General features: G+C 69.2%; 15 protein-coding genes. 3 read left to right on the top strand and 12 right to left on the bottom strand.

Annotation, left to right across the window (positions count from 1 at the left end; genetic code table 11):
* Window positions 1-37: 37 nt before the first annotated feature.
* From rpoZ to efp, 9 genes are all read right to left on the bottom strand, one after another.
* Window positions 38-382: a DNA-directed RNA polymerase subunit omega gene (gene rpoZ / locus KDB89_RS06930; RefSeq protein ID WP_369408090.1), complete on the bottom strand. Its 345-nt coding sequence runs from the start codon at window positions 380-382 to the stop codon at window positions 38-40.
* A 27-nt stretch (window positions 383-409) separates the two neighbouring features.
* The gene (gene gmk / locus KDB89_RS06925) at window positions 410-964 is read right to left on the bottom strand and encodes a guanylate kinase (RefSeq protein WP_219084096.1); all 555 of its coding nucleotides are present in this window, start codon (window positions 962-964) and stop codon (window positions 410-412) included.
* 16 nt (window positions 965-980) lie between these two features.
* Window positions 981-1,292 (bottom strand): integration host factor, actinobacterial type, encoded by a 312-nt coding sequence (gene mihF / locus KDB89_RS06920; RefSeq protein ID WP_219084095.1) that lies wholly within the window; start codon window positions 1,290-1,292, stop codon window positions 981-983.
* 139 nt (window positions 1,293-1,431) lie between these two features.
* Window positions 1,432-2,244 carry an orotidine-5'-phosphate decarboxylase gene (gene pyrF / locus KDB89_RS06915; protein ID WP_219084094.1) on the bottom strand — a complete coding sequence of 271 codons (813 nt, stop codon included), beginning with the start codon at window positions 2,242-2,244 and terminating at the stop codon, window positions 1,432-1,434.
* Complete coding sequence (locus tag KDB89_RS06910; RefSeq protein ID WP_219084093.1) at window positions 2,241-3,293, bottom strand: quinone-dependent dihydroorotate dehydrogenase; 1,053 nt, start codon at window positions 3,291-3,293, stop codon at window positions 2,241-2,243. Before KDB89_RS06910 ends, pyrF begins: the two co-directional genes overlap by 4 nt.
* Window positions 3,290-6,607, bottom strand: a complete 3,318-nt coding sequence (carB, locus tag KDB89_RS06905; RefSeq protein ID WP_219084092.1) for a carbamoyl-phosphate synthase large subunit — start codon at window positions 6,605-6,607, stop codon at window positions 3,290-3,292. Before carB ends, KDB89_RS06910 begins: the two co-directional genes overlap by 4 nt.
* Window positions 6,608-7,735 (bottom strand): glutamine-hydrolyzing carbamoyl-phosphate synthase small subunit, encoded by a 1,128-nt coding sequence (carA, locus tag KDB89_RS06900; protein ID WP_219084091.1) that lies wholly within the window; start codon window positions 7,733-7,735, stop codon window positions 6,608-6,610.
* 14 nt (window positions 7,736-7,749) lie between these two features.
* A complete protein-coding gene (gene nusB / locus KDB89_RS06895; protein WP_219084090.1) occupies window positions 7,750-8,178 on the bottom strand; it encodes a transcription antitermination factor NusB in 429 nt (142 codons plus the stop codon).
* Window positions 8,179-8,180: 2 nt separating this feature from the next.
* A complete protein-coding gene (gene efp, locus KDB89_RS06890) occupies window positions 8,181-8,744 on the bottom strand; it encodes an elongation factor P (RefSeq protein WP_219084089.1) in 564 nt (187 codons plus the stop codon).
* A gap of 244 nt (window positions 8,745-8,988) precedes the next feature.
* On the opposite strand from efp, the gene KDB89_RS06885 reads away from it, so the two are divergent.
* Both KDB89_RS06885 and KDB89_RS06880 read left to right on the top strand, forming a co-directional pair.
* On the top strand, window positions 8,989-9,285 hold the full coding sequence (locus KDB89_RS06885) for a hypothetical protein (RefSeq protein WP_219084088.1): 297 nt from the start codon (window positions 8,989-8,991) through the stop codon (window positions 9,283-9,285).
* A gap of 23 nt (window positions 9,286-9,308) precedes the next feature.
* A complete protein-coding gene (locus tag KDB89_RS06880) occupies window positions 9,309-9,551 on the top strand; it encodes a hypothetical protein (RefSeq protein WP_219084087.1) in 243 nt (80 codons plus the stop codon).
* 228 nt (window positions 9,552-9,779) lie between these two features.
* Here KDB89_RS06880 and KDB89_RS06875 read toward each other — a convergent pair whose 3' ends face one another.
* The 3 genes from KDB89_RS06875 to KDB89_RS06865 are packed head-to-tail and all read right to left on the bottom strand — an operon-like array spanning window position 9,780 to window position 12,195.
* Window positions 9,780-10,715 (bottom strand): hypothetical protein, encoded by a 936-nt coding sequence (locus tag KDB89_RS06875; protein WP_219084086.1) that lies wholly within the window; start codon window positions 10,713-10,715, stop codon window positions 9,780-9,782.
* Window positions 10,712-11,365, bottom strand: a complete 654-nt coding sequence (locus tag KDB89_RS06870) for a hypothetical protein (RefSeq protein WP_219084085.1) — start codon at window positions 11,363-11,365, stop codon at window positions 10,712-10,714. The genes KDB89_RS06875 and KDB89_RS06870 overlap by 4 nt, the downstream gene beginning before the upstream one ends.
* Before the next feature lie 44 nt (window positions 11,366-11,409).
* Window positions 11,410-12,195, bottom strand: coding sequence for a maleylpyruvate isomerase family mycothiol-dependent enzyme (locus KDB89_RS06865; RefSeq protein WP_219084084.1), 786 nt, complete (start codon window positions 12,193-12,195; stop codon window positions 11,410-11,412).
* Window positions 12,196-12,311: 116 nt separating this feature from the next.
* On the opposite strand from KDB89_RS06865, the gene KDB89_RS06860 reads away from it, so the two are divergent.
* On the top strand, window positions 12,312-13,325 hold the full coding sequence (locus KDB89_RS06860) for an ABC transporter substrate-binding protein (protein ID WP_255556341.1): 1,014 nt from the start codon (window positions 12,312-12,314) through the stop codon (window positions 13,323-13,325).
* Window positions 13,326-13,336: the final 11 nt, after the last annotated feature.

The following is a 13,336-nucleotide window of genomic DNA, read 5'->3' as shown; positions in this document are numbered from 1 at the left end:
GCGACAAGCCGCCCCCCGGGGGTTGGCCGGATGGACCTCAGGCCTGGGTGGTCTCGGTCTCCTCGCCCGTGGCGAAGGGGTCGACGAAGGTGAAGGCCGGGTCGACCTCGGTCGTGGTGACCTCTTCATTCGGGTCGATCTCGGTGTACTTCAGGAGGCCCTCCTCCATCTCGCGCAGAGCGATCGAGAGAGGCTTCTCCTCGGGAGCGGCGGCGACCATGGGGCCGACGTTCTCGAGCAGGCCCTCGCCGAGCTGCGAGTAGTACGCGTTGATCTGGCGTGCACGCTTGGCGGCGAACAGCACGAGGCGGTACTTGGAGTCGATGTTCTCCAGCAGACCGTCGATCGGCGGGTTGGTGATGCCTTCAGGCTGAGTGTTCAAGGTGATCCTTCGAAGATGGGTGATTGATCACAGGCCCATCAAGCTTACCAGAGCGTCCACAGTTTCATCGAGGCGCTCGTTGACGATGACGTGGTCCGCCTCGGCCATGTCCTGCAACTCGACCCTGGCCGTGGCGAGCCTGCGGGCCTGCGTGGCCTCGTCCTCCGTGCCACGCCCCTTGAGTCGGCTCACAAGCTCGTCCCAGGACGGCGGGGCAAGGAAGATCAGCCGTGCCTCCGGCAGGTTTTCCTTGACCTGGCGCGCACCCTGCAGGTCGATCTCCAGGACGACCTGCTGCCCCCGGGAGAGGGCCTCGAGGACCGGGCCGCGCGGGGTTCCGTAGGAGTTGATGCCGTGCACGACGGCCCATTCGAGCAGCTCGCCCTCGGCGGCCAGCTCGGCGAACCTGTCGGGGGTGACGAAGTAGTACGACTCGCCGTCCACCTCGCCGACACGCGGTGGCCTGGTGGTCATGGAGATCGAGTAGTACGCCTGCGGGTAGCGCTCCTTGAGCCGGGCGCACACTGTGCCCTTGCCGACCGCGCTCGGACCGGAGATCACCCACACCTGAGAATCCGTCACAGCGATGAGGATATCGTCAGGCGAACAGCTCCGTGAGGCGGTCGACCTGATGGCGCCCGAGTCCGCGGATGCGGCGGTTGGGGGCGATCTGCAGGTTCTCCATGATCTCGGTGGCGCGCGTGACCCCGACCCGCGGCAGCGCACGCAGCAGGTCGATCACCTTGATGCGCGAGAGCGTGTCGTCGTCGACAGCCTTGTTCAGCGCCTCGGTGAAGCTGAGGCTGCCGTTCTTGACCTGCTCCTTCAGCTCAGCGCGGGCGCGCCGGGCCTCGGTCGCCGCACTGCGCGCGGCCTCCAGCTGCTCCGTGCTCAACTGAGGAATTGCCATTGTGTCCAACCCCGTTCCCGGCCGTCGTCACCGACGGCGATGTGTTTACCGAACAGGTGCAATCTAGCGCGCAGGTGAGCCATACCGAAGCGCGGCGGAACACTGAATCGCGCAGTCAAAGCCCTAGTAGGGAAGATTCTCAGCCCAGTACGGCAACCTGGGCGAGCAGCCGCCCGGCCCGGGCCGTCAGTTCGCCGGCGCCGTGTCCGATGACCTCCCGGCTGGCCGTGGGCAGCACGTGCCCGAGCGCCTGCCCGAAGATCGATGCCAGCGACTCCACCGTGCCGCCCTGCGCACCGATGCCTGGCACGAGCAGGGAGCCGTTGAAGGCGTCGAGGCGGCAACCGGAGTCGGCGTGCGTCGCGCCGACGACCAGCCCGATGGCGTTGTCGCGGGTCTCGTTGAGACTGGCCGCGGTGTCGACGACGTGCTGTGCGACGGTACCCTCCGCGGTCTCGGCCAGCTGGATGGTGGCGCCGTCGGGGTTGGAGGTGCGTGCCAGGACGTAGAGGCCCTGTCCGCCGGCCACGGCGGCATCGATGGCGGGGCTGAGCGAGCCGACGCCGAGGTAGGGACTGAGCGTGATCGCGTCGGCCCACAGCGGCGCGCCCTCGCCGAGGAAGGCCGAGGCGTAGCCGGCCATGGAGGAGCCGATGTCTCCGCGCTTCACATCCAGGATGCTGAGCGCGCCTGCCTCGCGGATGTCGACGAGCACGCGCTCGAGCACCGCGACGCCCGCGGAGCCGTGTGCCTCGAAGAACGCGGACTGCGGCTTGAACACCGCGACCGTGCCGCCGAGCTGCTCTACTATGCCGCGTGCGCAGGCCTCGAGGCCCGCCACGTCGTTGTCGAGGCCCCAGGCGTCCAGGACCGAGGCCATGGGGTCGATGCCGACGCACAGCCGTCCGCGATCGGTCGTGGCGGCGGCCAGGCGTTGGGCGTAGGTGCTCATCGGGTGCTCTCCAGCTCCTGGATCCCGCGGATCAGCGCGGGGCCCTCGTAGATGAATCCGGTGTACAGCTGCAGCAGCTGGGCTCCCGCGTCGAACATGCGGGCCCCGTCCGCGGGGCTCATGATGCCTCCGACCCCCATCACGGGCAGGTCGACCGTGGTGGCGAGGTGCTCGACGAAGGCCAGCGCCTTCGCGGTGAGCGGACGCCCGCTGAGGCCGCCCTCCTCCTGCGCCAGCCGCGCGTCGGCGGGGGCCAGCCCGTCGCGCTCGAGGGTCGTGTTGGTGGCGATCACTCCGGAGACGCCCGAGTGCGCCACGGCCGCGAGCGTCTCGGTGAGGTCGTCGCCGACGAGGTCGGGGGCGAGCTTCACGAAGATCGGCACCGGCCGCTCCGACAACTCGGCAGCCTCCCCCGTCAGCGCCCCGAGGAGCCGGGCAAGTTCGCGGGCCTCCTGCAGGCTGCGCAGGCCAGGCGTGTTGGGGCTGGAGACGTTGACGGCGATGTAGTCGGCGTAGGGGGCGAGCAGGCGCAGGGAGAACAGGTAGTCGTCGGTGGCCTCCGCCAGGGGGGTGACCTTCGACTTGCCGATCGAGACCCCGAGCGGGATCCCGAGGGCCTGGTTGCCGCGCGCCACACCCCGTCGGCCGAGGACCTCGGCCAATTGCGTCGCGCCGTGGTTGTTGAACCCCATCCGGTTGACGATGCCCTGGCTCGCGACGGCGCGGAACACCCGCGGCCGGGGATTGCCCGGCTGGGCCTTGGCCGAGACCGTGCCGAGCTCGGCGAACCCGAACCCGAAGTGGGCCCACGCGTGCGCGGCGATGCCGTCCTTGTCCATGCCGGCCGCCAGGCCGACGCGGTTCGGGAACCGGATGCCCGCGACCGTCACCGGATCCGCCATCCTTCCCCGGCCGCCGCCGGGGAGCTTCGAGAGGACCTTGATGGTCAGCTCGTGGACCTTTTCCGGGTCTCCCCCGGCGTACCGGAAGAGGCCGGCACGGGCGAGGTGGTAGGCCGAGCGCAGGGCGGTGGTTCCGGTCGAGGTCACCGCTGCGCCCCCAGCGCGGCCCACTCCTGCAAGGAGCGCACGTCGATGGCGCCCCGCTGGAGCGCCTCGATGCCCTGCGTGGCGGCGCCGAGGCCCGGGACCGTGGTCACGAGCGGCACGTCGGCCAGCACGGCCGCGGTCCGGATCTGGTAGCCGTCCTCGCGGGTGCTGGCGCCGGAGTCGCCGGTGCCCTCAGGGGTGTTGAAGATCAGGTCGATGTCGCCCGACGTGATCCGCTCGATGATGCTCGGCTGCGTGGCGCCCTCGGCCATCTCCGACAGCTTCAACACCTCCTCGGCCTCCACGCCGTTGCGGCGCAGGACCGACGCGGTGCCGCTGGTGGCCAGCACGGTGAAGCCGAGGTCGACGAGGCGCTTGATGGGCCAGATCGCGTGGCGCTTGTCGCGGTCGGCGATCGAGACGAAGATCTTCCCGGAGGTGGGCAGCGGGCCGCCGCCGGCGGCCTGGGACTTGGCGTAGGCGGTACCGAAGTCGTCCGACAGGCCCATCACCTCGCCCGTGGAACGCATCTCGGGGCCGAGCAGCGTGTCGACGAAGGCGCCGGAGGCGGTGCGGAACCGGTTGAACGGCATCACGGCCTCCTTGACCGCGACCGGGGCCCCGGCCAGGGGGACCGAGCCGTCGCCCGTGGCGCGCAGCATCCCCTCGGCCCGCAGCTCCGCGATGCTCGTGCCGAGCATGATGCGGGCCGCGGCCTTGGCGAGCGAGGTGTTGGTCGCCTTGGACACGAAGGGCACGGTCCTCGACGCGCGCGGGTTGGCCTCGAGGACGTAGAGCGTATCGGCGTGCAGCGCGAACTGGATGTTGAGCAGGCCGCGGACCCCGACCCCGTCGGCGATCTCGCGCGTGTAGTGGCGGATCTGCTCGATGACCGCGTCCCCGAGCGTGATGGGCGGCAGCGAGCAGGCCGAGTCGCCGGAGTGGATACCCGCCTCCTCGATGTGTTCCATCACGCCGCCGATGTACAGGTCGGTGCCGTCGTACAGGGCGTCGACGTCGATCTCCACCGCTTCGTCGAGGAACCGGTCCACGAGCACGGGGCGCTCCTCGCTGACCTCGGTCGCGTTCGCGACATACGTCTCGAGGGCCTCGTCGTTGTAGACGATCTGCATGCCACGGCCGCCCAGCACGTAGCTCGGGCGCACCAGCACGGGATAGCCGATCTCCTGCGCGATGGCCTTGGCCTCGGGGGCCGAGGCGGCCATGCCGTGCTTCGGGGCGGGCAGGTCGGCACGGGCGAGCACCCGCCCGAAGGCGCCGCGCTCCTCCGCGAGGTTGATGGCCTCCGGCGAGGTGCCGACGATCGGCACGCCGGCGTCCTTGAGCGTCTGCGCCAGCTTCAGCGGGGTCTGGCCGCCCAGCTGGCAGATGACGCCCGCGACGGGCCCGGCCTTCAGCTCCGCGTGGTAGACCTCGAGGACGTCCTCGGCGGTCAGCGGCTCGAAGTACAGGCGGTCGGAGGTGTCGTAGTCCGTCGAGACGGTCTCCGGGTTGCAGTTGACCATGACGGTCTCGTAGCCGGCCTCCCGCAATGCCATGGTGGCGTGCACGCAGGAGTAGTCGAACTCGATGCCCTGGCCGATGCGGTTGGGCCCGGAGCCGAGGATGATGACGGCCTCCTTGGTGCGCGTCGGGACCTCGGACTCCTCGTCGTAGGTCGAGTAGAAGTACGGCGTGGTGGCGGCGAACTCGCCCGCGCAGGTGTCGACGGACTTGTAGACCGGCCGGATGCCGAGCGCCCAGCGGACGCCGCGGACGACGTCGGTGCTGAGGTCGCGCAGCGCGGCGATCTGCGAGTCGGCCAGGCCGTGGCGCTTGGCGGTGCGGAGCAGCTCCGGGGTGAGCTCGTCGGCCTGCTTGACCTCGAGCGCGACGCTCATCAGGAGGGCCAGCTGGTCGAGGAACCAGGGGTCGATCTTCGTGGTCTCGAACAGCTGCTCGACGGTCGCGCCGGCCCGCATGGCCTTCATGACGTCCTGGATGCGGCCGTCGTGGGGGCGCGAGGCGCTGTCGAGGATCTCCTCGAGCGGCGGGAGCGGCCGGTTGAACTCGAAGGGCGCCTTCGGATCCTCCAGGGAGCGGAGAGCCTTGCCGAGGGCCTCGGTGAAGTTGCGGCCGATGCCCATCGCCTCGCCGACGGACTTCATGTGCGTCGTCAGGTACGGGTCCGCGGCGGGGAACTTCTCGAACGCGAAGCGCGGGATCTTGACGATGACGTAGTCGAGGCTCGGCTCGAAGCTGGCCGGGGTGACGCGCGTGATGTCGTTGGGGATCTCGTCGAGCGTGTAGCCGACGGCGACCTTGGCGGCGATCTTCGCGATCGGGAAGCCGGTGGCCTTCGAGGCGAGCGCGGAGCTGCGGGACACGCGCGGGTTCATCTCGATGACGATCATGCGGCCGTCGACGGGGTTGATCGCGAACTGGATGTTGCAGCCGCCGGTGTCGACGCCGACCGCGCGGATCACGCCGATGCCGACGTCGCGCATGCGCTGGTACTCGCGGTCCGTCAGCGTCATCGCCGGGGCGACGGTGATGGAGTCGCCGGTGTGGACGCCCATCGGGTCGAAGTTCTCGATGGAGCAGATGATGACGACATTGTCCTTCGTGTCGCGCATCACCTCCAGCTCGTACTCCTTCCAGCCGAGAATGGACTCCTCGATCAGGACCTCGGTGACGGGCGAGGCGGCCAGCCCCGCGCCGGCGATGTTGCGCAGCTCGGCCTCGTTGTGCGCGAAGCCCGAGCCGACGCCGCCCATGGTGAACGACGGGCGCACGACCACGGGGTAGCCGAGCTCCTCGGCCGCGGCGACGACCTCGTCCATCGTGTGGCAGATACTCGACTTCGCGACCTCGGGGGCGCCGCCGGGAATGTCGGTCATCGAGAGGCAGATCTTCTTGAACTCCTCGCGGTCCTCGCCGCGCTGGATCGCCTCGACCGAGGCGCCGATGAGTTCGACGCCGTACTTCGCGAGGACTCCGCTGTCGTGCAGCGCCACGGCGGTGTTCAGGGCCGTCTGACCACCGAGGGTCGCCAGGACCGCGTCAGGGCGCTCCTTGGCGATGACCCGCTCCACGAACTCCGGCGTGATGGGCTCGACGTAGGTCGCGTCGGCGAAGTCGGGGTCCGTCATGATGGTCGCCGGGTTGGAGTTGACCAGGATGACGCGGAAGCCCTCCTCCCGCAGCACGCGGCAGGCCTGGGTGCCGGAGTAGTCGAACTCGCAGGCCTGGCCGATGACGATCGGGCCCGAGCCGATGACGAGGATCGAGGAGATGTCCGTGCGGCGGGGCATTCAGGCGTCCTTTCCGGCCGACATGACGTCGACGAAGCGGTCAAACAGGTAGTTCGCGTCGTGGGGGCCGGCCGCGGCCTCCGGGTGGTACTGCACGGAGAAGCCGACCAGGCGGCCGTCGCGGTGCAGCTCGAGGCCCTCGACGACGTCGTCGTTGAGGCAGACGTGGCTCACGGTGGCCTCGCCGAACTCGGTGGTGGTGGCGCGGTCGGTGGGCGCGTCGACGGCGAAGCCGTGGTTGTGCGCGGTCACCTCGACCTTGCCGGTGGTGCGGTCCATCACCGGCTGGTTGATGCCGCGGTGGCCGAACTTCAGCTTGTAGGTGCCGAAGCCCAGCGCCCGGCCGAACAGCTGGTTCCCGAAGCAGATGCCGAAGTAGGGGATGTCGGCCTGCAGGACCTCGCGCAGCAGCGCGACGGGGCCGTCGGCCGTGGCCGGGTCGCCCGGCCCGTTGGAGAAGAACACGCCGTCGGGTGCGATGGCGCGGATCTCGTCGATGGTGGTGGAGGCGGGCAGCACGTGCACCTCGATACCGCGGGCCGCCAGCTGCGTGGGCGTCATCGTCTTGATGCCGAGGTCGACCGCGGCGACCGTGAAGCGCTTCTCGCCGACGGCAGGCACGACGTAGGGCTCGGCTGTGGTCACGTCGCCCACGAGGTCCGCGCCGGCCATCTGCGGCTGGGCGAGGACCTTGTCGAGCAGAGCCGTCGGGTCCGTGGTGGTGGTGGAGATGCCGACGCGCAGCGCTCCCCCGTCGCGGACGTGGCGGGTCAGCGCCCGGGTGTCGATGCCGGCGATGCCGACGACGCCCTGGCGGTCCAGCTCCGCGTCGAGGCTGCGACGCGAGCGCCAGTTCGACGGGCGGGGTGCCGGGTCGCGGACGATGTAGCCCGCGACCCAGATGCGCGCGGACTCGTCGTCCTCGTCGTTCCAGCCGGTGTTGCCGATGTGCGGCGCCGTGGCAAGCACGACCTGCCGGTGGTAGCTGGGGTCGGTCAGGGTCTCCTGGTAGCCGGACATCCCGGTGGAGAACACCAGCTCGCCGAACGTCTCGCCGGCGGCGCCGAAGGAGTGGCCACGAAACACGCGCCCATCCTCCAGAACCAACAGTGCAGGAATGGGAGTCATGCGTGACCTCTCGTTCAGTTCGTCGTGGGCTTCTCAGCCAGCGCCTTGGACAATAGTCCGTTCAGGAACGCCGGTGATTCGTCGGTGGAAAGGTCGCCCGCCAGTCGGACAGCTTCCGCGATCACGGCCTGGGGCGGGGTGTCGGTGTAGTCCATCTCGAAGATGGCGATGCGGGCCAGGTTGCGGTCGACCGCCGGCATCCGCTCGATCGGCCAAGCGTCGGTGGTCGCGTGCATGATGCGCGTGTCGATGTCGTGACCGTGCTCCACGACACCGAGGATGATGCTGCGCGTCAGCTCACGGGTCGGGTTTCCGCTCAGCGTCCGCTGCTCGGCGAATGTCTCGCTCAGGCCGGCGTCGCGCTGCTCCGCCATGAACAGGATATCCAGGGCGGCCTTGCGCGCCTTCGTCTGGGCGCCGTAGTGGGGGGCGACCTCTGCCATGGTCAGTTGGAGACCCGGCCCTGGTAGGACGCGTCGCGGGTGTCGACCTTGATCTTCTCGCCCGTCGTGATGAACAGCGGGACCTGGATCACCTTGCCGGTCTCCAGCGTCGCGGGCTTGGTGCCGCCGGTGGAGCGATCGCCCTGCAGGCCGGGCTCGGTGTAGGTGACCTCGAGCTCGACCGAGGCCGGGAGTTCGATGAACAGAGGGTTGCCCTCGTGCGTGGCGACGATCGCGTTCTGGTTCTCGAGCATGTAGTCCTTGGCGTCGCCGACGGTCTCGCCCGGGATGTTGAACTGCTCGTAGGAGGTGTTGTCCATGAAGACGTAGTCCTCGCCGTCGAGGTACAGGTACTGCATCTCGCGGCGGTCGACGGTGGCGGTGTCGACCTTGGTGTCGGAGTTGAACGTCTTGTCAATGATCTTGCCGGTCAGCACGTGCTTCAGCTTGGTGCGGACGACGGTGTTGCCCTTGCCGGGCTTGTGGTGCTGGAACCAGAGGACCTGCCACAGCTGGCCGTCGAGGTCGAGAACCATTCCGTTCTTCAGATCATTGGTGGATGCCATGGGCTTCTCCTCGTTGTTTCTGCGTGCGACCGTCCCCGGCCAACGGACCATCATAGTCATGGATCGGCCACTCGCATAACGCGCCGCGAACGCCCGGTCCGCGGCGAGCGCGGGTCGGCCTGACAGGTTTCGAAGGCCGGACCGTCGAGCGCGGAGCGAGCGTGATCTACAGTGACCCCGAGACAGGCGCCGTGGACGCCATCCATTCGCAAGGAGAAGCTGGTCGAGAGGAAGGAGCGGATCCGTGCTGGACCTGACTGAACAGGCTGAACGGCTGCTCGCCCTTGTAGAGGCGGCGCAGGTCGATGGCGCCGGCCTGGTCTGGAGCGATCTCGCCGAAGGCGACGCCTTCATGGCGATCGACGACTGCCTCCAGTTCACTCTCCTCGGCGGGGTTGTGGTCCCCGAGGCAGTCCTCGGGGACGTTGAACTGACGATGAGCGCCGGCTGGGACCCCGATCTGGGTGACCGCACTCAGAACTGGATCGATCAGCATCGACTGCGCGCCCAGCCGTCGTCTGACGGGCACGGCGGCCGGTAGTCCTCAGCTGTACGTTGGGAACCATGTTCGGCTGGATTGACGACTTCTATGCCCGGCTCCGCCCGAGCATGCCGGAAGCTCAGCAGCGCTTCCTCGACGTCCAGCTCGAGTACGGCGGCTACGGCATGATCTTCGGTGACTGCATCGAGTTCGCCGCCGCCCGGAAGCTCATCGATGACGATGACCGGCGTCGCATTGAGGAGATCCTGGACTTCGGCCTCCTGCGCAAGTGCAAGCCCTATTTCATGGACCTGATCGCCCCCTAGCGTACGAACCGGTCACCACCGGGGACAGCTGGCGTGCGGCCTTTCCTCCTGCCCGCGCCGACGCCCGAGGGGCCCCCGGGTCCCCCGAGCCCTCCGGGTCCGCCGAGCCTGTCGAGGTGCCTCGAACGAAGTGAGAGGACCCCACCCGGGCAAGGACTTCCCCTTCGCTCCGCTCAGGGCCCTTCGACAGGCTCAGGGAACCGGACCGCCGAGAGCGCACAGAGCACGTCACCGCGTGCCGTCGAGAGCGAGGATGCCGACGACCTCCTCGCGAGTCAGGTCGGCGTACGTGCGGCCGTTGTCGTCCTTAGCGCGGCGCCCGAAGTACCCCTTCGCCGCGTCGTGCTTCATGGGGCCGATCGTCCGGACCGTGACACGGCCCTCGCGACGCGCCCTCCCCCACGATGAGAGCGGGGCTGTGGGCCACCGCCCCGGGAAGGCGACGGGACCCAGCAGGCGCATGGTGTCGCGGGAGCCGCGGAGATCCCAGACGTGCTCCATGCGGTCGAGGCCAGGGTCGTCGCTGAAGATGCCGCCGACCGAGATCAGCGAGACGGGGACGCCCAGCCCCGAGAGGAACCAGCCGGCGCCCAGAGCCATCTGCGCCCCGCCCGAGAAGCCGACGAGGTATACGGGGTCACCCGAGCCGGGCACGTAGCCGTGTCGCTGAAGTGATCGCCACAACTCCTGCGCCAGGCCGATGCTCTGTGTGGGGCCGTAGCGCGGGTCGGACGAGACCAGCACCTGGGCGATGTTGCGGATGTTGATGATGAAGTGGATCGGGTTGCTGCGCCACTGTCGGCGGGCGTTGTCCAGGAACTTCCACAGGTGCACCGTCGCCCGCTGCAGCAGGCCGCGGTTGTCGACCGAGTAGGGGAAGACGTCGGCGACGACGCAGACGTCCGGGAGGTCGTCGTCGAGGGAGTCGAGCCAGGCGATCTCGCGGCCGGACAACTCGTCCCCGCCGAGCACCCCGACGCCGGAGAGGTAGACGACGAAGCGGTGCGAACGGTGCTCCTCCTCGACCTCGCTGGTCACGAGTTCGAAGGTGCCGCGCACCTCCTTCTCGCCCTTGTCGGCCCACCACCTGAGCGACTCGAGCGGCGAGAGGAGGACGAAGAGGAACAGGATGACGGCGACGCTCCCGATCAGCCAGGAGATCACCGTTCCACCTCCTTCCGGAGGCCGGAGACCGGAATCAGCGGCGTGCCGGAGAGGATGTCACGCGAGGTGACCATCGTCGGGCGCCCGGTCGCGAGCGTCCACAGATGCGAGGACACCCAGCTGAACGGACGTTGCCCCACCCGGGAGATGACCTGAATGACCAGCCACCCGGCCAGGGTGAAACCGAAGGCCCACGTGATGCTGACGCCGAACGCGTGCGACACACCCACCAGCACGAGGAGGTAGCTCCACGCCTCGAACACGCGGCCGAAGGCGAGCCCGAAGTGCGGCATGGCGGTGACGAAGTTGAACACCAGCGGCGCGGTGGAGAGCAGCGCGACCACGACGAGGGGGACCAGTGGCACGGGGCTCCCGAGCACCAGCGAGGCGACGCTCCAGGTGATGGACATCTCCACGACCTTGAGTACCGCCAGCACCGCCGTCGACAGCAGCAGCGCCGCAAGGAGGCGCCAGCCTCGCACACGGTTGAGCGACAGCACCGCGACGTGCCCCAGCATGGTGGAGCCGGCGGCAAGGATCGCGATCCCGAGGGCGGCGACGAGCAGGGAGTAGGGACGGTCGTCGACCATCGAGAAGAGGGCAGGATCGAGGCGCAGGGCACGGCCCATGACCCGCAGCATCTCGATCATGAGGCCACCTTAGGGCCGAGGACACGCCCTGCGACCATCGGACCTCACTGGATGCCGAACGTGATCAGTTCGTCGAAGGCGGCCAGCAGTGCGAGGTCACCCTCGCGCGAGGAGATGGCCGGCCGGCTCCAGACGAGCCGGTCCAGGTCCGCGGCCTCCCCCGAGATCACGGCGCGCGGCTCCGCGCCGTCATGAGCGCGGCGGCCTGCGACCTGGTCGACGAAATCCCTGCCCCAGAGTCGGCCGCTCCAGCGGTAGAGCTCGACCAGCCGGGATCCACCTCCGCGCGGGCGCAGTTCGATGACCCCGAGCGGATGCTGCTCGACGTCGCCGGGGATCCAGTTCCACATCACGTTGATCACGTGGTCGATGCCCGCGACCGCGACCTCGATGGGGATGTCCGAGACGGGCAGACCCGCGGTCAGCTCGGCGTCCACGCGGTGGATGGTGGCCTCGTGCGTCTGCATCCGACGGGTGAATCCGATGGTCTGGTCCGCCGGGAACCAGCTCCAGGCGCTGTCGCGGTCGTCGCCGCTGCTGAGTGCCGTGCCGAGCTCATCCGTGGCCCGCCGGAGCAGGTCGAGTGCCTCGGCGCGGCCGGTGGGGCGCAGCGGCTTGGCCTTCTCGATGTCCTCGATCTGCTCGTCCGTGGTGGCGCCCGACGCGATGACGGCGCTCCAGAACAGGTGCACCTCGGTCAGGTGCCACAGGAGTTCGTCGGCGTCCCAGCCCGGGCAGGTCGGCACCGGCGTGTTCCCGTCGACGTTCTGGAGCGCCTCGGCGAACCTCGCCGTCTCACGCCGCATCACCTGGACCGGATCGAAACTCATGCGTGAGACTCTAGCCACCCGGCGGGGTCCGACTGCCGAAACGCGATTGACACTCTTCATCACATGAAGGCTAGGCTGGCCTAAGTCCCAGTCTGTCGACGCCAGGATGCATGTCTATGTCGCTCCCCCGGTCCCTGCACCGGCTCCTCGTCCTCGTCGCGGCCGCCGCCGCGCTCACGGGGGCCGCCTGCACCCAGCAGTCCACGGGCGCCGCCGCCCCTGCGACCGCCACCCGCACCGTCGAGAACATCGACGGGTCGACGGTGGAGGTCCCCGAACACCCGCAGCGCGTCGTGACGCTGTCCGAGCCGACGACCGACGGGGTGCTCGCCCTCGGCGTGACGCCGGTGGGGGTCGTGTCGGGTCGGGGCCAGTCCACGGTGTCCAGCTACCTGACGGACAAGGCGGCCGACGTGCCCATCCTCGGCGGGGTGGCCCAGCCCAACTTCGAGGCGATCGGCAAGGCCGCCCCGGACGTGATCCTCGTGGACGGCACCAGCATCGCGCTCGACGACGCCGCCATCGACACGCTGTCCCACATCGCCCCGACGGTCTACACCGGCTACGCCGGCGGCGACTGGCGCACCAATTTCACGCTCGTCGCCGACGCGCTGAACCTCGCCGACGAGGGCGCGGAGGTTCTGTCCGAATACGACGGACACGCCGAGACCGTCGGCTCCGAGCTGGCCGCCGCCGGCCTCGACGAGGACACCTTCTCCATCGTGCGCTGGGAGGGCACCTCGCCGTCGCTCATCCTCAAGGAGCTGCCGCCGGGTCAGGCCCTGACCGACCTCGGGCTGTCGCGCCCCGCCAACCAGGACAAGCGCGGCCGCGGTCACTCCGAGCCCGTCTCACTGGAGAACCTCGACCAGATCGACGCCGACTGGATCTTCTTCGGGACGCTCGGCGGCTCCTCCGTCGCCAACCCGAATGCCGGCGGCGATGCCGGGGTCGAGGCCGCCGAGCAGGCCCTGGCCACCGCCGCCCAGACGCCCGGTTTCACGTCGCTGAAGGCCTACCAGGCCGGGCACATCGTCCCCGTCGACGGGTCCGTGTGGACCTCCACCGGCGGCCCCATCCTCATGAACGCCATCGTCGACCAGGTCCAGCAGGCCCTGCTCACGAACTGACACTCCCCGAC

It is taken from the genome of Tessaracoccus palaemonis (assembly GCF_019316905.1).
Taxonomy (GTDB): Bacteria; Actinomycetota; Actinomycetes; order Propionibacteriales; family Propionibacteriaceae; genus Arachnia; species Arachnia palaemonis.
This window is presented reverse-complemented; position numbering and strand designations above follow the sequence as displayed.